Here is a 22064-nt window from a genome sequence, read left to right as displayed (position 1 = left end):
ATGAGCACATTCACAATTTTTTTAGCTTTAATAGTTATCGTCGCGTTTTTGTTGGTGGTAGTTATAATGGTACAGAATCCTAAAGGAGGCGGATTATCATCTTCATTTGGTGGCAGCGGACAGCAAATGGGTGGTGTAAAGAAAACTACAGACTTTTTAGATAAAAGTACCTGGACATTGGCGACCTTGCTATTGGTTCTTATCCTGCTTTCTAATGTAACGATTATGAACACCAGATCTGTAAGCGAATCTAAGGTTTTTGAAGGGGAAGATGCCATTGAAAACGCTATTCCTGAAGCAGGAACTCCTGCTACACAACAAGAGCAGCCACAAACTGACAACGGACAGTAGATTAGCTAAAATAACTCATTACAAAATGCCAGCTTATGACAAGCTGGCATTTTTTGTTTGTAATTGGCAGTAATTCCCTACTGGCATAATTTTAGAAATATCCAATACCAGCTTTTAAAAAATTAATTAACCTAAAATAAATTATTAAAAATGGGACTAAACATTAAACCACTCTCAGACAGGGTTCTTATCGAGCCGGCTGCAGCCGAAAACAAGACTGCTTCAGGGATCTACATTCCCGAAACTGCTAAAGAGAAGCCACAAAGAGGTAAAGTTGTAGCGGTAGGAAAAGGAACCAAAGACCACGAGATGACTGTAAAGGTTGGTGATATGGTTCTTTATGGTAAATATGCCGGTACCGAGCTAAAACTTGAAGGAACAGATTACCTGATTATGAGAGAGGATGATATACTTGCAATAGTATAAATAACCAATATTCCTTACTTACAATATTTTTGATTAACTAACCGCTCCTGAACCAGATTCGGGACAACTAAAATTATTAATACAATGGCAAAAGATATAAAATTTGACATCGAAGCACGCGACGGTATTAAGCGCGGTGTAGATGCATTGGCTAACGCAGTAAAAGTAACCTTAGGCCCAAAAGGGCGTAACGTGATCATCAGCAAATCTTTTGGTGCGCCAACCGTAACTAAAGATGGTGTGACCGTAGCTAAAGAGATCGAGCTTGAAGACCCAATAGAGAATATGGGAGCTCAAATGGTGAAGGAAGTTGCTTCTAAAACCAACGATCTTGCCGGTGATGGTACCACTACCGCAACAGTTCTTGCCCAGGCCGTGGTAAAAGAAGGTCTTAAGAACGTTGCTGCCGGTGCTAACCCTATGGACCTTAAGAGAGGTATCGACAAGGCAGTTGCTGCATTAACCGGAGACCTTGCCAAGCAAACCAAAGAAGTTGGAGACTCTTCTGAAAAGATCAAGCAGGTAGCTTCAATTTCTGCCAACAACGACGAACACATTGGTGAACTTATTGCCGAAGCATTCGGAAAAGTTGGAAAAGAAGGAGTTATTACCGTAGAAGAAGCTAAAGGTACCGAGACTCACGTAGATGTTGTTGAAGGTATGCAGTTTGACAGAGGTTACCTTTCTCCTTATTTCGTGACCAACAGCGAGAAAATGACCGCTAATCTTGAAGATCCTTATATCCTGTTATTCGATAAGAAGATCTCTTCAATGAAGGACCTTCTTCCTATTCTTGAGCCTGTAGCTCAGTCTGGAAAACCATTATTGATCATCGCTGAAGATGTAGACGGGGAAGCACTTGCCACTCTTGTAGTGAACAAACTTCGCGGATCTCTTAAGATCGCTGCCGTTAAAGCTCCAGGATTCGGTGACCGCAGAAAAGCAATGCTTGAAGACATCGCTATCCTTACCGGTGGTACCGTAATCTCTGAAGAAAGAGGATTCACTCTTGAGAACGCGACCATCGACCAGTTAGGTACTGCAGAGAAAGTAGCTATAGATAAGGATAACACTACTATCGTTAACGGTGCAGGAGATAACGCGACCATCGAAAACAGGGTGAACCAGATCAAAGCTCAGATCGAGTCTACCACTTCAGATTACGATAAGGAAAAACTTCAGGAGCGTCTGGCTAAATTAGCCGGTGGTGTTGCTGTACTTTATGTAGGTGCTGCTTCAGAAGTTGAAATGAAAGAGAAGAAAGACCGTGTAGATGATGCCCTTCACGCAACCAGAGCGGCTGTGGAAGAAGGAATCGTTGCCGGTGGAGGTGTAGCCCTTGTACGTGCAAAAGCAGTGCTTGAATCGCTTAAGGCTGAAAATGCCGATGAGGCTACAGGTATCCAGATTATCGCAAGAGCTATTGAAGCTCCGCTAAGAACCATTGTAGAGAACGCAGGAGGCGAAGGCTCTGTAGTGATCAACAAGGTGCTTGAAGGCGATAAGGACTACGGATATGATGCCAAGACCGATACTTTTGTAGATATGATGAAAGCCGGTATTATAGATCCTAAGAAAGTAACCAGAGTAGCCCTTGAAAATGCTGCTTCTGTTGCCGGAATGATCCTTACCACCGAATGTGCATTGATCGACATCCCTGAAGATGACAAGGGTGGCGGTGGAATGCCAGGCGGAATGGGCGGAGGTATGCCCGGAATGATGTAATGGCCCGGCCACAGCAAATAAAACAAGCCCGCTTCTGTTAGGAAGCGGGCTTTCTTTTTTATATTATTATCCATAGAGATTCTGAAACAAGTTTAGAATGACAGGAATTGAGATAAAACTACATCCCCCTATTTCTTCATAAAATCGAAGGCTCCTTTTCTAAGGTTTATTCCGTATTCAAGATAGGCTTTCAGGCTGGCAAGGAAATTAGCCCAGCCGCCGGTGTTCATCCCATACCATTTGATCCCCTCTTCATCATTTTCCATAGTCCCCTCTTTTATCTTAACAAGAGTGTTTCCGGAAAGATCTTCCAGGTTTATTTCAACTTTAAGCATCCTGCCCTTTGCCCCTTCCCATTCGTAGGCGATATATTCACCGGGTCTTACCTCCAGAACTTTTATAAAGAAGCTTTCATCAAATTCAGGGAATTTCCATTCAATTTCTTTGCCTTCCTCAATTCTCCCACTACCCCTTTCAATAAAGTAATTAGACATTTTATCGGGATCTGCAATGGCTTCAAAAACCTCCTTTTTAGGTTTTAAGATCTGAAGGGCCGTTTCTATCTCCAGCTGTTTCATTATTCTTGGTTTTAGTTAAAGTTTAAATATCGGAATTTTTATTCCAATGAATCAGCATTAATTCAGACACATTATTTTAATTATCTTGAGACGGAAAAAACCTAATTGCTGATGAACCGCACCACCAAAGGACTTATCCTTATTGCCGCTCCCTTAATGTTTATCCTGTTACAAATAATAGGGAAACCTGAATCTATGTCAGAGCCTGCCTTTAATGTACTTTGCGTAACCTTATGGATGGCAATGTGGTGGGTAACCGAAGTGATTCCTATTGCCGTTACTGCTTTGCTTCCGGTAGTTCTTTTTCCTTTAACGGGAGCCTTAAGCATTGAAGAAACAACTGCCGCATTTGGCCACCGTTATGTATTTCTTTATTTGGGAGGTTTTATGCTGGCCATAGCAATTGAAAAGTGGAATCTTCATAAGCGTATCGCTCTCTCCATTATTAATCTTATAGGCACTAATATCAGTTACATTATTCTCGGGTTTATGATCGCCACGGCCTTTCTCTCTATGTGGATCTCCAATACCGCAACTTCGGTAATGATGCTCCCTATTGGTACCGCGATAATTTCTCAACTTAAAAACAACCCGGAAACCGCCGAAAATGAAAACAGGCTATTCGGAAAAGCGCTAATGCTCGCCATTGCCTACAGTGCCTCTATTGGAGGCATAGGCACGCTGATAGGGACCCCTCCAAACCTTGTTCTTGCGGGAATAGTTGAAGAGATGTATGGAATTGAGATCAGCTTCACTCAATGGGCGATGCTGGGAGTACCAATCTCCATATTACTCCTCTTTATTTGCTGGAAATACCTAACAAGGTTTGCCTTCAAATTTAAGAGCAAGGAGTTCCCGGGAGGTCGTGAAGAGATCCACCGACATCTGGAAGACCTTGGAAAAATAAGCAAACAGGAGAAGCTGGTGCTTATCGTGTTTGCCGCTACCGCTTTTTGCTGGATCACCAGATCTTTTATTCTGCAACCCATACTTCCCTTTATTGATGATACCATTATCGCAATAACAGCAAGTATATGTCTGTTTATAATTCCCGCAAACAGAAATGGGGAACGTATCCTGCACTGGGAAGAAGCGGTAAAGATTCCCTGGGGCATCATCCTGCTATTCGGAGGCGGAATGGCTCTGGCCAAAGGTTTTGGCGATACAGGGCTTGCCAACTGGATAGGTCAACAACTCACCAGCCTGGACAACCTGCCGCTTTTCCTTTTGGTAATGGTCCTCATTGCAGCCGTAAATTTCCTTACCGAAGTAACCTCTAATCTGGCAACTACGGCTATGCTACTGCCAATCCTGGCACCAATGGCCATTGCTTTGAATCTTCATCCATATCTTTTACTGGTTGGCGCCACCCTGGCCGCCTCCTGTGCTTTTATGCTTCCGGTAGCAACTCCGCCCAACGCAGTAGTCTTCGGGTCAGGACATCTAAGGATCCCAGACATGATTAAAAGCGGGATCTGGATGAACATACTCTCTATCCTGCTACTTAGCCTGTTTGTATACTTTTTGCTCCCGTGGCTCTGGGATTTCCGAATGGATAACATTCCGCAGATATTCACGAAATAAAAAAAGGAGGGAAAAATTTCCCTCCTTTTCAATTAATCAACTTTATGAAAACAAACTTACACTTTTAAAGTTGTTAATTTTGAGCCCACCATAATTCGGTTCCCATTTCATCGGGTCCTTGTTGCTGTAGGGCTGCTTCAAGGTTAGCTCCGTTAGTATTGTATTCCTGGTTACCATATCTCATTCGCTGAGGATACTCTCCGTTAAGAGTTCCGGCTGAATAGATGTCGTAATCTGAAACACCATTGGCTAATTCTTTTGGGTATCCTGTATCACGAACAATTGCCCAGGCCTCAAAGCCATCGGTATAGGCTGCAAGCCATCTCTGAACAGCAATTTTTTCAAGATTCTCTTCCATACTTCCGTCAAGAAGGGCCATATCTTCAGTAGCTATAAAGTTCTCGATAGCCGCCTCATCTACTTCCCATATCTTCATTGCCTGACGGATACCTTCCTGGTAATAAGACTGAGCATCACCGCTGGAAAGACCTTTTACGATCGCTTCAGCCTGAAGGAAGTTACCTTCAGCAGCAGTCATCACCACCTCAGGGAATATTGGCTCACCCTGGTTCTTAGGATTCACCACCCAGTCTGCCGGAGCAGAGAACAATTCATACTTTACGTGAGGGTAAATATCTCCGTTAAGTCTCGTTGGCTGCCCAACATAATATTCTTCCTCATCAGAAACGTTTATGATTACCTGATCTCCGGAATCTGTTCTGGTGTATTCAACACCCGCATTATCCAGTTCACCAAGTACAAAATCTACGTACTTATCAAAAAGAGCTACTCCTGAACCTTCAGCCGGTTTAGTGAAAGTCACTTCCCCGCCGATAATAGGCTCTGCATATTTGCTCAATCTTGGGTCATTGTTATCTCTAAGGTAATCTACAGCGGTCTTACCAATCTTCCATTTAGATCCAAGTCCGCCGAAGTTATGCCAGATATCACCGTAAGCGGCATTACCAAACTGATCTATCTCAGTATCCTTAGGCATAAGCGCGTTATCTGCATCGGTATTAAGCAGCGGTTGAGACATCGCTTCTGCTATCACAGCATCGGCAAAATCGGCACCGGCAGCTCCCTGTGCTCTAAGCGCCATTCTTAATTTTAAGGTGTTGGCAAGCTTTTTCCACTTCTGAAGGTCTCCGTTAAAGAACAGGTCATTATCGGTTAGATTTTCAACCCCTTCACCTGTACTGGTAGCATCCCCGATGATCGCCATCGCTTCATCCAGCTTGGCGATAACTCCTTTATAGATCTCTTCCTGAGAATCAAATTTAGGAGTAATAATATCAGGATTAGAAGCTTCAGAGTAAGGTACCATTCCAAAAGTATCAGTATACATCTGGTAGTACAATCCTTCCATAATCAGTCCAAGCGCATAGAATTTCTCGTTCTGAAGGTCTCCTCCTTCTTTCACGAAGTTCTGATAAACACTAAGGTTACTTACATAACTGGCCATCCAGTCGTAAGAAGCATCGGTATATCCTGCACTGTAGCTGTACGCAAGTCCATCGGTCCACCAGCAGCCGTTAAACCCGAAGGTGAACATTCCCGCGAAACGATCGGCGTGAATTAACTGCGCTCTCCAGTAAGGATAACGGTTAGGTGCATACAATTCGATTTGAATACCTGTCAAAAAGTATTTTGCACTTACTTCTTCTGAAGTAAACGAATCAGGCTTCGTATTGATCTCCTCAAAATCTGAACAACTCGATAATGAAAAAACCATCAGCAGCAATGTTGCACTAAAAATTTTCAATATTCCTTTCATAATACTTTTCATTAAAATTTAAGATTCACGTTTACCCCAAGACTACGAATAGTCGGTGCGTTGTTCAGGGAAATACCCTGGCCGGAAAGTCCGGTACCAATAGAAGCATCCGGATCTATATCCTCTGCATCTTTGTAAAAGAAGAATAAGTTACGTCCTATCAAACCAATAGAAGCAGAGTTTAATCCAACTTTCTCTATCGCAGTTCCAGGCAATCTATAAGTTAAGGCAAATTCTCTTAATCTTACATTAGTCTGGTCGTAAACATAATTAGAAGTTATTCCTGAGTAGCTGTTCCAGTATTGCTGAGCAGTAATGGAAACAGTGTTAGGCTCTCCGGTCTCTTCGTTGATGGCGTCTACCACAACCCCGTCTCCACGGTACTGAAGGCTTCTTTCAGAAACACCGGCAGCATCAAGGTAAGATGAAGTAGCAGAGTAGATCTCTCCACCAAATCTTCCGTCGATAAGGAATCTCAGGTTCCAGTTCTTATAGGTAAAGGTGTTGGTAAGACCACCAATCCAGTCTGGCTGAGCATTCCCAAGCTTTTCTCTTTCAGAGGAGGCTAATGGAAAACCTTCGGCATTTACCAAACGCTGACCCTGCTCGTTAGTTTTCCAGGTTGTACCGTACATATCTCCAATACCACCTCCAACTTCAGCTCTTACAGAAAGTCCTCCTAAAGAGTTAAGGGTGGTATAATCAAGTCCGTCGATAAGCTCTACCAGCTTGTTTTCGTTCTTAGAGAAATTCACGCTAACATCCCATCTGAAATCTTCAGTTCTAACAGGAACACCTCCAAGCATAAATTCGATACCGCGGTTCTGTACTTCCCCGATATTTTCTTTGAAGTAGCTGTATCCTGTAGAAAATGGCACAGGCACGTTATAGATCATATCTGTAGTTGAGATATCATATACCGAAAGGTCTCCGTAAATTCTGTTCTGGAACATATTGAATTCAAGACCAACTTCAGTAGAAGTTACGCTTTCAGGCTTCAGGTCAGGATTCAGTTTTACACTTGGTCCTTCAAGAACGGTACGTCCAAGGTAACCATCCTGAGGCACGCTAAATGTCTGGTATAACTGGTATACCCCGGTATCGTTACCTACCTGCGCCCAGCTGGCTCTTAATTTAAGCATATCAAAAACATCCTTATCAGGATCCAGGAATCTGTTCACCAGTAAAGAGTAACTCACAGAAGGATAGAAATAAGAACGGTTGTTCTCACTTAAAGTAGAAGACCAGTCGTTTCTTCCTGTAAGATCAAGGTACATAAAGTCGTCATAAGAAAAGCTGAACGACGCGTAAAGAGAGTTGATCTTTTTGGTTCCAAGCGGCGTGTGGCTGCTGGACTGTACATTGGTATTGTTCAGAAATGATCTTGAAGGCAATCTGAACTGAGACCCTGAAACATTCATAGTTTCGAAAGTCCTTTTAGATAAACTTCCACCTACGTTAGCAACAAGGTTAAACTTCTCAGTAATATCCTTATCTGCAGTAAGTAAGAAATCAGCATTTATTTCGGTATTCTTTCTGGTAGTCAAAGAAAGACGCCCGTCGTAGAAAAAGTGGTGTCCGTAGTCCTGGATATAATCGGTTCTGCTATTGGTAACATCCCCACCAACTCTGGCGAAGGCAGACAGCCAGTCGGTAAACTCGTAGTTAAGTTTAGCGAATCCAAGAAAACGATCTCTTCTCTCATCGTTTGTATCTTCGTTAAGCATCCAGTAAGGGTTACCAATACTTTTGTTCTGACCGGCGTAGCTGATAGACGCATACTCATCGTCGAACATCTGTGGATTTGCCCATAATGAAGGCTTATACTTTTTAAGGTCATCAATTCTGATGTTTCTTGGCATTCTGTAAACGAAAGCCAAAACACCTTCAGTACCCAGGTTCACACGATTGTTAAGTTCCTGAGTAAAATAAGTAGCCTTGGTATCAAGGCTTAATTTATCCGAAAGATCTATAACCCCTCTTAAGTTAAAGTTGTGGCTTTGAAGCTCAGAGTTAGGGATCACAGAAGTTGTATTGTTATTGGTATAAGAGAATCTTACGCTGTAGTCTTCCCCTCCTTTGTCCATAGAAACAGTGTTTATACTCTTAACCCCGTTATCGAAGAAGTCTTCAACATTATTTGGCTGCGCTGTATATGCTCTTTCTTCTCCTGTATAATAGAGTTGCTGAGAACCGTCAAGTCTGGAACCCCAGGAAGAACCTCCAAAGTTAGTAAGGTCAGCATAAGGCGCTCCGTTGATTCCCTGCCCGTATTCATTCTGAAAATCAGGAAGGAACATAGTTTCTTCAACAGAAATGTTAGAGTTAATAGAAACTCCAAGTCCCTTTCCTTTTGTTCCTTTTTTAGTAGTGATCAAAATAACCCCACTTGCAGCTCGGGATCCGTAAAGTGCAGCAGCGTTAGGCCCTTTCAATACAGACACCGATTCGATATCTGAAGGGTTGATATCTGTAATACCACCACCTGTAACGGTACTGTTGTAGATACTACCACCAGATTCGCTACCCGAAGCGTCGATTGGGATACCATCTACTACAATTAAAGCCTGGTTGTTTCCGGTAAGCGAGTTGTTACCACGAATGGTAATTCTCGATCCCGATCCAACCCCGCTTGATTGATTTACCACAAGACCGGCAACCTTACCAACAAGTGAGCTGGCTACGTTATAGTCTTTTACGGTGTTGATCTCATCAGATTCAAGTTCTGTTACCGCATAACCAAGAGATTTTTTCTCTCTGGTAAGCCCTAAAGAAGTAACTACTACTTCATCAAGAGCTTCAGCATCAACAGACATCACTACATCTACCGTGTTTCTGCCTTCCACTTCAATTTCCTGTTTTCCGTATCCTATCATAGAAAATACAAGAACTGCATCCTCAGATACGCTAATAGAGTAATTCCCGTCAAAATCGGAAGCTACTCCATTATTTGTTCCTTTTTCAAGAACGGTAACACCCGGCAAGGGAATGCCGTTCTCTCCATCAGTAATGGTTCCCGTTACGGTTCGTTCCTGGGCAATAATGCTTTGACTAAATGAAAAAAACATTAAAACCGACAGGAAAAATAATTTTTTGCCCATACGTTTTTTCAATTTTTGGTTAGAATTTCGTGTGCGACCACACAATTTTAATGGTTGAAACATAAAAATTTAACTAAATGTTAGAACAATGTTAATCAAATCGAAAAATTTTCGACCGATAACATTTTCTAATAGCTAAACAACGAATCCTCTCGAAAACGTTTTAGCTAAAATAATAAGAACTTTTAGAACTTAAATAAATTTTTTAATTATTTATTTTTTTAACTCTAAATAAATAGAATTAGCATTTAGGAAAGTTTTATGATTTAAAAAGAAGCCGGGATGTCTTTTCCCATCAATTCTGATTTCGTCAATTTTTGTACCCTCCAAATCAGGATGGGTCTCAATAATCAGCTTATCTTTCCTATAGATATTTTTATCCAGATGGATGGTTACCTTAGAAAACTGTGGAGGAATAAAAGTATAAACCGGTTCTGCAGGAGTTATTGGGTAGAAGCCCATCATAGAGTAGACCAGCCAGGCACTCATAGTTCCGGTATCATCATTCCCCGGAAGTCCGTCCGGGGAGTTCTTATAATATTCATCTATAAGTGCAGTAACCCTTTCTCCAGCTTTCCATTCGCTGCCTTCTATATAATTGTACAGATAGGGATAAGCAATATCAGGCTCATTGGCCATATCGAACTGGTCCTTTTCAAAAAGCTCATCGAGTTTATGCTCAAATTGAGCCGGACCTCCCGTTAATTTTATCATTCCTTCGATGTGGTGCGGCACCATAAACAAATACTGCCAGGCATTGCCTTCTATATAACCTACATTTTTGGTGAAATTGGCTCCGGCTAAGGGATCGAAAGGCTCATACCAATCGCCGTCACTATTCTTAGGCTGAAGAAATCCGGTTTCCGGATTATAAAGCTTTTTATAGGAAAGCGATCTTTTATAAAATTTTTTATTATCCCCGGTTTTACCAAGTTCACCTGCCAATCGAGAGATCGCATAATCTGAAATATTATATTCCAAAGTTGTAGAGACCGGGCCTGCTGTTCCCCCATCCACACTCAGGTAACCTTTTTCAAGATATTCCTGAAGTCCCGGTCTAAGCGGATTATCTATTATTTGAGTGGCGCTTTTCTTCATTGCCTCATAAGCTTTCTCCACATCAAAATTGGTAAGTCCCCTTAAATAGGTGTCTGCTATCACCACCGAAGCCGGGTCTCCAACCATCGTAAAAGTTTCCGTGGAGTTCAGTTCCCATTTTGGCAGCCAGCCGTTCTCATCATACATCTCCAGCATAGAATTGATCATTTGCAACTGCTCTTCCGGATATACCAAGCTCATCAGCTGATGATAATTCCTGTAGGTATCCCAGAGTGAAAAGACGGTATACCTTGTTCCTTTGGTCTTTCCGGTCTCACCGGTAGAGATCTCCGGGTACTCCCCGTTTACATCGTTCAGGATATTTGGGTGGATCTGGGTATGATAAAGAGCCGTGTAAAAGATGCTTTTATCACCTTCAGTGCCACCTTCAACCTCTATTCTTTTCAGTTTTTCATTCCAGGCGGCCTTTGTCTCTTCATAGATATCTTCAAAATTCTTTTCTGAAGTTTCCTTTTCAAGATTCTCACGGGCATTCTCTATACTTACATAGGAAACTCCAATTTTCACCTCCACTTCCGAAGCTTTTTTAAGATCATAACTGAAGTAAGCTCCGATACTGTCTCCTACCACTTCCCGTTTAAACCCTTCCTTGAGCCTGGTCTTCCCGTTATAACCCATCCACTGGGATTCCTCTCCTTTATATTTATAAGGAGTCTTCCACACTCCAAAGTTATCGGCAGGTTTCGACAATTTCGCTACAAAATACACCGGGTAAGCCTGCTCGGGACTGTTATAACAGAAAGCACCGACCATTCTGAAGCCTTCCACTTCCGTAGCCGAATTGATCTTTAGCATTCCGCCCTGCTCGTTGGTTAGCCCGAGGCCGAGATTCAGCAGAATATTTGCCTTCCCTGCAGGAAAGGAATACCGGCTCACCCCCACTCTTGTAGAAGCAGTGACTTCAGCCCTTACCTCATACTTATCCAATTTAGCAGAATAATAGCCGGCCTTTGCCTCTTCCTCGCTATAGGTAGTCCCGTATTCCAAATGATCTGTTTTCAGCTCCCCGGTGGTCGGCATCGTGAGGATAACTCCAAGATCGGGGCAGCCCACCCCGCTAAGGTTCACGTGAGAAAAACCGGTAAGGAATTTATTTTCATATACATAGGGATTGGAAAGCCACTGACTATCCTTTTCCAGGGGATTCAGGTCTGGTTTTCCCGCCACGTTGAACGGGCTCACACTGGCCATTCCACGGGGAGCAATGGCCCCGGGATTGGTAGCTCCGTAATTTGAAGTCCCTATAAAAGGATTCACATAATCCACCGGCTCGTTCTGCCCGAACAGTATCCCGGTAAAAAGAATGGCGAGCAGGCTTAGGCTGAAATTCTTCATTTTTATGTACTCTTAATTTTTATCACTTTCCAGACTCAGGGAATAGGGCACTGCATCTTTATCACTTGCCCATTCCTTATTGGGCTCATCGCTCATTTCAAACTTCAGTGTACCTCCGTCCATAATATCTCCGTATTTCAGGTAGGTCTTGTTCCAGTCTTTTCCGTCAAGAGAAACCGATTCTATATAAAAGTTCTCTTCGGAATTATCTTCGGCAATGACCTCAAACTCATTTCCGTTCTGCAGCTGAAGTACTGCCCTGTCGAACAATGGGCTGCCAATTACATACTGATCGGTTCCCGGGGTCACCGGGTAAAACCCAAGCGAACTGAAGACATACCAGGCCGAAGTTTGCCCGTTATCCTCATCGCCACTATACCCATCAGGCGTAGCAGAATATAATTTCGTAAGAACTTCCCTGATTCTTTTCTGGGCTTTCCAGGGCTCACCCGCATAGTCATACAGGTAGATCATATGCTGAATAGGCTGATTCCCGTGAGCATAGTTCCCCATATTCACGATCTGCATTTCACGAATTTCGTGAATGGTGAAACCGTAATAAGAATCGTCAAAATCGGGAGGCATTGTAAAGACCGTGTCCAGCATTTTGGTGAATTCTTCTCGGCCTCCCATCAGATCCATCAAGCCATTGACATCCTGAAAAACGCTCCAGGTGTAATGCAGGCTATTGCCTTCGGTAAAGGCATCTCCCCACTTTAGCGGATCGAAAGGCTTCTGAAAACTTCCGTCCTCATTTTTACCTCTCATCAAATTGGTTGAAGGATCGAACAGCTTTTTGTAATTCTCTGCTTGCTTATAGAAACGCTTAGCTACCTTTTTCTTTCCGAGTTTATCGGCTATTTTAGCGATGGCCCAGTCTGCATAGGCATATTCCAGGGTTCGGGCTGCATTCTCGTTAATATCCACATCATAAGGCACATAACCCATCTCATTGTAATAGTCAATTCCTTCACGGCCTACCGAACTTTCGGGACGACCCTCCTCGACATTGGCGTTTTTCAATACCGCTTCAAAAAGTACATCCACATCCTTTTCATACATATTCCCTTTCAGAAAAGCATCGACGACTATGGGAGCCGAATTGGAACCTATCATACTGTTCCTGTGTCCCGGGCTTGCCCATTCGGGAAGCCAGCCCGACTCCTTGTAGGTATTGGCGAGACCTTCCATAATCTGCTTGTTCATCTCGGGATACATAAGATTAAAGAACGGGAACACCGCCCTGAAGGTATCCCAGAAACCGTTGTCGGTAAACATATATCCAGGCAAAACTTCCCCGTTATACGGGCTGTAATGAACAATTTCATCTTCCTCATTTATCTCGTAGAATTTCCGCGGAAACAACAGCACACGGTAAAGGCTGGAATAAAAGGTCTCGATATGATCTGTGTTTTTTCCTTCAACCTTAATTCGTCCTAATTCTGAATTCCAGGCGTTCTTTGCTTTACTTTTTATTTCTTCAAAGCTTCTGTCTCCAATTTCCCTTCCCAGGTTCAGTTGTGCCTGTTCCGGGCTAATAAAAGAGGAGGCCACTTTCACATTCACCTCTTCATCCTTTTCGGTCTTAAAACCAATGATCGCACCTACGTGTTCCGCTTCAGCTTCGGTGGAATTCTTATTCAGCTTCCAGTTGTCTTCCCAGGTATGGGTGATCTCGAAATCCTTATCGAATTCGGCCACGAAATAATTATGGAAATTATCGGGCACCCCGCCGCTGTTATTCCTGGCATAGCCAATGATCTTACGCTCTTCAGGAAGTATTTTCACCATAGAACCTTTGAAAAAGGCATCCAGCAGGATATAGGAACTGTCGGATTTCGGAAAAGTGAATCTGAAAATTGAAGCCCGTTCGGTTGGAGCAACCTCCACCTCAACATCATAATCAGCAAGATAAACGCTGTAATAATGAGGCTTTGCCGTTTCGGCTTTGTGAGAAAACCAGGAAGCACGCTCTTCTTCATTGAATTTCAGCTCACCGGTAACCGCCATCAGTGAAAAAGCCGCGTAATCATTAATCCAGGGACTCGGCTGATGGGTCTGCTTGATTCCACGAATCTTATGGTCGTCATACTTATATCCCCAGCCGTCACCCATCTTATTGGTTTGGGGCGTCCAGAAATTCATCCCCCAGGGCATTGCCACCGCCGGGTAGGTATTTCCGTGAGAAAGCTCATATTCCGAATCGGTTCCCATCAAGGTATTCACATAATCCACATAAGAGGGCTCCTTGTCCTGAGCGAATAGTCCAGGCTTAACCCATAGAACAAGGCAGATACAAAAAATAGATTTGAAGCTTAATTTCATCTTTTCAAGTTTAATTCAGTTCGTAAAATCCTTGTAAAGAATATTACTCTACAATTATTTCATCAAGGAACAGCCAGACTTTTCCATTCCCGGGCAGTCCTTTATAGGTTTCTACTTTTAGTTTTATGTACCGGGCTTCCACCGGTTCGGTTTTGATCTCAAAATCCTTCAGGTCGGCATTCCCGTTATTTTTAAAGGCTCTCTTAATTTCACCAATCTGACTGAATTCCTTTCCGCCTTTTGAAATGAAGGCAGTGATCTTAACTGGGTAATAGATTCCGGAGCCCTGATTTTCCATCGCGCCAAGCTTTATGCTTTTAATTTCTGAAAGTTCTCCGAGGTCAATTTCAGTTTCCACATCTTCCCCAAGCCAGCCAAGCCATTGCCCGTCGTGGAAATTCCGGGTACCACGAAGCACATTTACCAAAGTGCTCTTCCCCTGGCCGGTATAGCGGTGGTCATACCCCGGCTTAAATTTGGTCTTTTTGGCCACCGCTTTATGGAATCTGAAATCCTTCAGCAGGGTATCCCCCTTGATATTTCCGTCTTCAAAAACCGCGGCTTTCAGCCCTGCCGACTTCTTCAGCAGTATCGGCTCTGTGTAGGTTTTGGAAGAAGGCGTGAGCTTCTCATCTCCCAGGGCATATTTTATTTCTGAATCGGGAAATTCCGTCTTCAGCTTTAACCTAAGTTTTTTTTTCTCCAGGTCAGTTTCAGCTTCAGCAGTTACATTGTAGGCGCTGGTGGCATAATTAATATCCATAAGTTCCAGTCTCGGGAACATTTGCTGAATTCTTCCTGAAAAATCCCTCCAGTCAAGTTTCTCATCGGGGCTCCATAAAACTTCAGATAAAGCGACCAGCCTCGGGAACATCATATATTCAGAATGAGCATTGGTGGGAATATATTCTGACCACAGATTCGCCTGCCCGCCCAATATATGCTCCTTCTGTGCAACCGACATTGAATCCACCACAGGATCGAACTGATATACCTTGCTCAAAGGAGTGTAACCCCCAAATGCCTTGGGTTCCGAATCGGGACTTCCCTGATAATGGTCAAAATAAACGTGGCTGCCGGGACTCATCACCACATCGTGGCCTTCTTTGGAAGCCTCCCAGCCTCCTTTGATCCCGCGCCAGCTCATAACGGCAGCTTCTTCCGGCAACCCGCCTTCTAAAATTTCATCCCAGCCTATTAAAGTTCTGCCATTTTCATTCAGGAATTTCTCTATTCGCTTCATAAAATAGCTCTGAAGTTCATCGGTTCCGGCAAGGTCTTCTTCTTTTATTCGGCGCTGACAATCGGGGCAGCTTTCCCAGTTGGTCCTGGTAGCCTCATCCCCGCCTACGTGAATATATTTTGAAGGGAATAATTCCATCACTTCCAGGAGTATATTTTCCAGAAATTCAAAAGTTGATTCCTTTCCCGGGCAGTAAATCTCCGTGATAGGCCAAACCCCGCCTGAAGGGACCATAATTTCGCTTTCATTGCAGGAAAGTTCGGGATAAGCCGCAATCGCGCTCATCACGTGTGCAGGCATTTCGATCTCCGGCACCACGTTCACTCCTCGCTTGTGGGCATAGCCCACGATCTCTTTAATCTCTTCCTGGGTGTAGAAACCACCATAGGTAGCCTTTTCCCCTTTTTCCGGCACAGGCCGGGAGTTCCAGGCTTTGTCTTCCTGATCTACCCTAAAGGCACCAACTTCCGTAAGTTTCGGGTATTCTTTGATCTCTATCCTCCAGCCCTGGTCATCCACAAGGTGCAAGTGAAGGTTGTTCATCTTTAAAAATGCAAGCCTGTCTATCACCTTCAGCACATATTCCTTTTCGAAAAAATGCCTGGAAACATCCAGCATCAGTCCGCGCCACTCATACCTGGGCGCATCATTGATCTGAATTTGCGGAATCAGCCATTCCGTATTTCCGGCTTTGCCTTCACTTTCAATTTCCTTTGGGAGCAGTTGCCGGATGCTTTCAAGTCCATAGATAAAGCCTGAAGCCGAAGCAGCTTCAAGCAGGACCTTTTCACCGTCAACCCGAAGGCGATAAGCTTCTTTTTCAATATTCGTATTCGCCGTAAACTGAATAAAGTTACTTTCCGGAACTTCTTCGGAAACCTCCATTTCCCAGCCCGCAGCCGACTTGAATTTTGAATTCAGCAACCCGGCAATTTCCTTTTGGCGCTCATTTTCCACCACAAACCGGGTTGTTTCAGTGAACCTGAAATTTCCTTTTTCTAGCTTCATTTCTTTAGGTTCGGGGATCAGAACGATTTCCTCTTTTGAAAAATTCTTTTGGGCTTTTCCCGAACAGGCCGAAAAAAGGACAATTCCAAAACAAAGCAGAGCCTGGGCTAATTTCATAATCAGTAGATTTTATCAGGTTCGGGAGTTTGTAGTTTCCTGTCGACAGGTTCATCGGTCATTTCAAAGATCAGCTCCCCGCCGCCAGTTATTTCATCGTGAGTAATAAAAGCTCTTTCCAGTCTTTTCCCGTTAAGCCGAACCCTCTTCACATATATATTGTCCTCGCTAAGACCTTCCGCCCTGATGACGAATTTCTTCCCGCCAGGCAGGCTGATCTCTGCGCTTTTAAATAGAGGCGCTCCCAGCAGATAAGTTCCATGAGCCGGGTTCACCGGGTAAAAACCAAGCGAACTGAAGATATACCAGGAAGACATCTGCCCGCAGTCCTCGTTCCCGCAGTGGCCCGCCGGCTCGTTCCTATACTGGGTGGTCAGGATCTCCCTGACCAGGCTTTGAGCTTCCGAAGGTCTATCTGTATAATTATAAAGATAGGCCACGTGATGGCTCGGTTCATTTCCGTGGGCATATTGGCCGATCATTCCCGTACTGAAAATAGGCAGTTTATCACCGGCTTCAGGATGAAAGCTAAACATCGAGTCCAGCTTTTGCTCAAATCTTTCCTCGCCCCCGGTTTTCTTTATAAGCCCCGGAATGTCCTGAGGCACGAACCAGAAATACTGCCAGGCATTACTTTCACTGAAGTATTTCGTGTATTCTTTCGGAATAAAGTCTTCTACGAATTCTCCGTCCTTTCGCTTAGGGCGGAAGAAACCGCTTTTTTCATCGTAAAGATTCTTCCAGTTCTCTGAACGTTCCAGGAAATACCGGTAATCTTCTTCTTTCCCCAGGTCTTTCGCGAACATCGCCACACACCAGTCATCATAGGCATACTCGAGGGTCTTGGAAACACTCCAGTCTTCATTTTCGTCCCCGGCCGGCACATAACCCAATTCACGGTAAACATCTATTTTCCGGTCATTGGCCATCGCGCTGGCCTTACAGGCTTCATAAGCCAGACCGGCGTCAAACTCGAAACCTTTAAAATAAGCATCAACCACCACCGGAACGGCGTGGTATCCCAGCATCATATTGGTTTCATTGCCCTGCATCGACCATACCGGCAGCAATCCGGTTTCCTTATAATGAGCCAGCAGAGATTCGACAAAATCAGGTGTTCTCTCGGGCTGAATGATGGTATAAAGCGGGTGCGCTGCCCTGAAGGTGTCCCAGAGGGAAAAGGTGTCATAACGCTCGAAGCCTTCGGCCTGCATTACCTTCCCATTAGCTCCCTTGTAGTTCCCGTTAGGATCGCTGAGCAAGGTAGGTGCCAGCATCGACTGATACATCATCGTATAAAAAACCGATCTTTGGTCTTTATCTTCGGTTTCGATCCTGATCTTTTGAAGCTCCCTTTCCCAGGTTTTGTCAGCCCGCATTCTGTACCGGTCAAAATCGAAATGCGGGGTTTCGGTTTTGAGGGAGGCATAGGCCCCGTCAAGATTGGCGGTGGAAAAACCGGTTTTTAGCACGACCTGCTCCCCTTCAGAAGTTGAAAAGTTCAGGACAAGTTTCGTACTGACAGCTTCAACAGGATTTTTCGTAAGGCTGTCGTTCTTATAAAGCTTATAATCTTCAAAAGGCTTCGACAGTTTCATCACGAAATAAACCCGTTGATCTTTCGCCCAGCCGGATGATTTCCGGTAACCTTCAATCGTGACACTATCAATTACATTAAGATAAGTTTCTGTAGGCCGGTCCCAGTTCAGGGAATACCCTAGGTCTATATTGATCTTTGAATTTTCATCTTCCGGAAAGGTATAGCGATGAACCCCGGTCCTTTTGGTGGCCGTAAGCTCGGCCTTGATTCCATAGTCCTTCAGTAAAACCGAATAATAGCCGGGAGAGGCATTTTCCGAAGAATGGTCGAATGTTGAAAACGGCTTGTAGTTGTTCTCCTTTATCCTTTTACTGAACCTGCTATTGGTGGGCATCACAAGGATATCATACAGGTCTCCCGCGCCGGTCCCCGAAAGGTGCATATGCGAAAATCCGCTGATGATGGAATCCTGGTAAAAATAACCCGCGATGCGATCCCATCCGGGAATCCCTATATCGGGACTCAACTGGACCATCCCGTAAGGAACGGTGGCACCGGGATAAGTATTTCCCGGGCCATCGGTCCCGATAAAAGGGTTCACGAATTCCGTTAGCTGTTGCTGTTGGGCAAAAGCCGGAAGGGTGAACAGGATAATCAAATACAAACCTAGCTTCTTCATTTATTCCGTTTTCGACTCTTTTACAGCCTGTAATTTCTCAGGAGTAAGGGCATTCCCGTCAAAGAAAGAGATCCCGGTTGCCCCGTTTTCCTTAGCCAGTTTTACGGCTTCCTTAATTTCTTCCGGGCTAAGCTCAGGAACAAAAACCCCGGTGTTCAGTTTCACATCTTTAGCGGCAAGATCCTGAACCCCCTGGCGGGTGGCAAAACCAATCCAGTCCACTTCCTCGTTATAAAAGTTATGGTAGATCATCGGCAGGACTTCGTCTATATCCCATTTATCCCAACGCTGGCGCACCATATGATCGGCCATTTCAGGATAAGGAAATACGGCCGCCGTAAGTTCCTTCCCGTTCTCGTGGGCGATCTTATAGGACCTGTCTACCACAGCCTTGATCTTATTTAAACGGAATTGCTTCCACTCCATATCAATGGCAGGGTTCTCCATCTCGCGCGGATTCTTATGATGCATTTTCTCAAATTCGGCTACACAAACATCGCAGTAACAGAAGTCAAATTGCGGTAGCTCCTCTTCCTGCTCAAGATCATATTTTGGTAACAAGCCAACAGGCAAAAAGACATCGGGCAACCTGATGTAGTCCAGGTGCACGCTTGCCACGCCTTCAACTTTAGCAAGACCTTCCACCAGGCCTAGCACGTGATTCGTGGACTCCTCACGGGTTGGGCACATCCACTGGTAATAATCCACGTATGGCCGGGTATCGTGAGTGGATTTCCCGTCACGGCTCACTGCATACCAGTCTGGATGCTTAAGCGCAACAGAATCTCCCGGGCGGTTCATTGCCATAATCCAGGCGTGAACTTCCAGGCCTTCTTCCTTTGCGATTGGCGTTAACCTTGAAAGCAGGTCAGGATCGGTTCCTGTATTGATCAGCACAGCGTCAATTCCATTCTCACTGTACCTTTTAAATTCAGCGGTATAGGAGGAATCAGCTCTTTCGGCATTGGCCGTGGTCCAGACCCAGTATTTAAAATCGTCCTTTTTCTCTTCGACCTCAGCTTTTTCCTCAGTCTTTTTGGCGCTCATATTATCCATACAGGAAGTAAATCCTACGGCTATGAGGCCCAGCAGCAGATGTTTAATTTTCATTATTATTCAGATTTTGGATTTTTAAAAATTTACCGTCTTCTTTTATGAGGTATTTGTTCCCGGTGAACGGACTTTTAACCGAAATGTTCCAGCCGGTAAGATGATTTTCCAGTTCCGGCTTCAGAATTTGGCCATCGATCTTTTTTGGTTGTTTCTGAAGCTCCTCCAGATCCTTAGCCCATCCTTTATTCTTGTTAAAATAAGCTTTCTGTTTCCGGTAGAGCTCATACAAGTACCACCTTATCTTTTCATCCTGCGGAATGCTGAAGTCATCTTTCGCTCCTGCCTGTTCTGGCGAAAAATATACATAGCCCCAATGCTCGGGTTCGTGCATATTGATCACGCCCTGAGGAGACCAGACCCAGTTATATTCCCGCAGAAATTCGCCATTTTCATCCTTCTTCCTGGAGTAGGTGTTCCCGTCAAGCTGAAAATCCCAGTTCACGCGGGAAAAGTTGATACGCCAGAATTCATTTTCAGGGATCTTATTATGCGTATTCGCTTCCTTTAAAACTTCCCACGGAATGGCCACCTCCACGCTCCAGCTTCTATCCGTATCTTCAGGATCGTTCAGCGTGCCGTTAATATTTACCGCCGACTTCAGTCCCTGTATATCCCAGCTGTCAAGAACCGGAGCGGACTCCCGATAAGGTTTCACGATGAAAAGGTCCCAGACCGTATTCAGCACGTTCATCTCGAATTCCATATAATTATGGGTGTCGCCGTCGGGGTCTATAAAGATCTCGAAATCGTTATTATAGAAGATAACCGTATCCCGTTGCTTCAGGGTTGCCCAGATATGCGGTTCCTCCATTTTCGCATAGAAATACAAATAACCCTCATCCCAGAGCATCTTCATATGGGTCTTATACTTCGGCGTTTTTTCACCTTCAATATCGATGAAATCCTCGCTCCAGGCAGACTTTTGCCAGTCAGCTTCATCGGCCAGCCCGTCAATCTCTATTTTCTCTGAAGTCTTGTGTGCAATATAGGATCTTGGATGCTTTTCCTGGGCGGAAAGCCCAAGGCTGAGAATCCCTGCCAGAAATGCCAGTTTTATCCGGTTAATATTCTTCATTTTTAAAGGCTGTTATTTTTAACGAAATCTATGATCTCACTTAATTTTCCGAAGGCTACCGAAGTCACCGTATCGGCTGCGCCATAATAGAGCGCCAGCTTATCTTCCTCTTCTAAATGCAGGGCCGCGCAGGGGAAAAGCACGTTCGGAACGTCTCCCGTAAGCTCGTAAAGCTCGGCCGGGGCCAGCAAATAAGGCTGGGAACGATATTTCACTTTCTCTGGCTCGTTTTCATCAAGAATTGCAGCCCCAACCGAATAGCGGAATCCGTTGCAGGTATTTATTACGCCGTGATAAAACAGTAACCATCCCTCATCTGTAAGAATTGGAACGGGGCCCGCTCCTATCTTGGTACACTGCCAGGCACTTTTCTCGAAAGGCGCCACCTTCATCACACAGCGGTGTTCTCCCCAATATTTCATATCGGGGCTGTAACTGATGTAAATATCACCGAAAGCGGTGTGCCCGTTATCACTGGGGCGGCTAAGCATTGCATACTTCCCGTTTATCTTTTTCGGGAACAAAACCCCGTTCCGGTTAAAAGGAAGAAAGGCGTTCTCACACTGATAGAATTCCTTAAAATCGAAGGTATATCCAATTCCGATGGTAGGGCCGTGATAGCCGTTGCACCAGGTGATCCAGTAACGGTCTTCAATAAAAACCACCCGCGGATCATATTTATAATCAGATTCTATCATTTCGGTGTTCCCTGCCTGAAAGTCTATCGGCTCGTGTTCAATTTCCCAATTGATACCGTCCTTGCTGAATCCGGCAAAAATGTTCATTTGCACGGCTTTGTTATCGCACCTGAAAACTCCGGCATAACCATCTTCAAAAGGTACTACTGCTGAGTTGAAAATGCTGTTGGAAGTAGGGATAGCATAGCGATCTATAATAGGGTTCCTGCTGTAACGCCACATTACCTCTTTCGAATTCTCAGGCCTTTCCTGCCAGGGTATATTCTGCAT

At 44.3% G+C, this 22064-nt stretch carries 14 protein-coding genes; 4 read left to right on the top strand and 10 right to left on the bottom strand.

Going from position 1 to position 22064, the window contains the following annotated elements; translation table 11 throughout:
• From secG to groL, 3 genes are all read left to right on the top strand, one after another.
• Window positions 1-351, top strand: a complete 351-nt coding sequence (gene secG, locus ACFQ3Q_RS04145; protein WP_380743225.1) for a preprotein translocase subunit SecG — start codon at window positions 1-3, stop codon at window positions 349-351.
• A 150-nt stretch (window positions 352-501) separates the two neighbouring features.
• The gene (locus ACFQ3Q_RS04140) at window positions 502-777 is read left to right on the top strand and encodes a co-chaperone GroES (protein WP_380743223.1); all 276 of its coding nucleotides are present in this window, start codon (window positions 502-504) and stop codon (window positions 775-777) included.
• 84 nt (window positions 778-861) lie between these two features.
• Complete coding sequence (gene groL, locus ACFQ3Q_RS04135; protein WP_380743221.1) at window positions 862-2502, top strand: chaperonin GroEL; 1641 nt, start codon at window positions 862-864, stop codon at window positions 2500-2502.
• Window positions 2503-2630: 128 nt separating this feature from the next.
• Here the strand turns inward: groL and ACFQ3Q_RS04130 are convergent, their stop codons facing one another.
• Complete coding sequence (locus ACFQ3Q_RS04130) at window positions 2631-3080, bottom strand: SRPBCC domain-containing protein (protein ID WP_380743219.1); 450 nt, start codon at window positions 3078-3080, stop codon at window positions 2631-2633.
• Between the two features lie 111 nt (window positions 3081-3191).
• Between ACFQ3Q_RS04130 and ACFQ3Q_RS04125 the strand changes: the two genes are divergently transcribed.
• The gene (locus ACFQ3Q_RS04125; RefSeq protein WP_380743217.1) at window positions 3192-4664 is read left to right on the top strand and encodes an SLC13 family permease; all 1473 of its coding nucleotides are present in this window, start codon (window positions 3192-3194) and stop codon (window positions 4662-4664) included.
• A 73-nt stretch (window positions 4665-4737) separates the two neighbouring features.
• Here the strand turns inward: ACFQ3Q_RS04125 and ACFQ3Q_RS04120 are convergent, their stop codons facing one another.
• The 9 genes from ACFQ3Q_RS04120 to ACFQ3Q_RS04080 all read right to left on the bottom strand — a co-directional run bounded on the left by ACFQ3Q_RS04120 (window position 4738) and on the right by ACFQ3Q_RS04080 (window position 22064).
• Window positions 4738-6453, bottom strand: coding sequence for a SusD/RagB family nutrient-binding outer membrane lipoprotein (locus tag ACFQ3Q_RS04120; RefSeq protein WP_380743215.1), 1716 nt, complete (start codon window positions 6451-6453; stop codon window positions 4738-4740).
• Entirely contained in the window at window positions 6453-9542 is a 3090-nt protein-coding gene (locus ACFQ3Q_RS04115; RefSeq protein WP_380743213.1) for a SusC/RagA family TonB-linked outer membrane protein, read from the bottom strand. Before ACFQ3Q_RS04115 ends, ACFQ3Q_RS04120 begins: the two co-directional genes overlap by 1 nt.
• Window positions 9543-9755: 213 nt before the next feature.
• Window positions 9756-11996 carry a GH92 family glycosyl hydrolase gene (locus ACFQ3Q_RS04110; protein ID WP_380743211.1) on the bottom strand — a complete coding sequence of 747 codons (2241 nt, stop codon included), beginning with the start codon at window positions 11994-11996 and terminating at the stop codon, window positions 9756-9758.
• Between the two features lie 12 nt (window positions 11997-12008).
• Complete coding sequence (locus ACFQ3Q_RS04105; protein ID WP_380743209.1) at window positions 12009-14321, bottom strand: GH92 family glycosyl hydrolase; 2313 nt, start codon at window positions 14319-14321, stop codon at window positions 12009-12011.
• Between the two features lie 43 nt (window positions 14322-14364).
• Entirely contained in the window at window positions 14365-16689 is a 2325-nt protein-coding gene (locus tag ACFQ3Q_RS04100) for a glycoside hydrolase family 20 protein (protein ID WP_380743207.1), read from the bottom strand.
• Between the two features lie 2 nt (window positions 16690-16691).
• On the bottom strand, window positions 16692-18908 hold the full coding sequence (locus ACFQ3Q_RS04095) for a GH92 family glycosyl hydrolase (protein WP_380743205.1): 2217 nt from the start codon (window positions 18906-18908) through the stop codon (window positions 16692-16694).
• Window positions 18909-20018, bottom strand: coding sequence for a hypothetical protein (locus ACFQ3Q_RS04090; RefSeq protein ID WP_380743203.1), 1110 nt, complete (start codon window positions 20016-20018; stop codon window positions 18909-18911).
• On the bottom strand, window positions 20008-21096 hold the full coding sequence (locus ACFQ3Q_RS04085; RefSeq protein ID WP_380743200.1) for a carbohydrate-binding family 9-like protein: 1089 nt from the start codon (window positions 21094-21096) through the stop codon (window positions 20008-20010). The genes ACFQ3Q_RS04090 and ACFQ3Q_RS04085 overlap by 11 nt, the downstream gene beginning before the upstream one ends.
• Before the next feature lie 2 nt (window positions 21097-21098).
• Window positions 21099-22064 carry a glycoside hydrolase family 130 protein gene (locus tag ACFQ3Q_RS04080; protein ID WP_380745588.1) on the bottom strand — a complete coding sequence of 322 codons (966 nt, stop codon included), beginning with the start codon at window positions 22062-22064 and terminating at the stop codon, window positions 21099-21101.

It is taken from the genome of Salegentibacter chungangensis (genome assembly GCF_042678405.1).
GTDB classification, from domain to species: Bacteria; Bacteroidota; Bacteroidia; order Flavobacteriales; family Flavobacteriaceae; genus Salegentibacter_A; species Salegentibacter_A chungangensis.
This window is presented reverse-complemented; position numbering and strand designations above follow the sequence as displayed.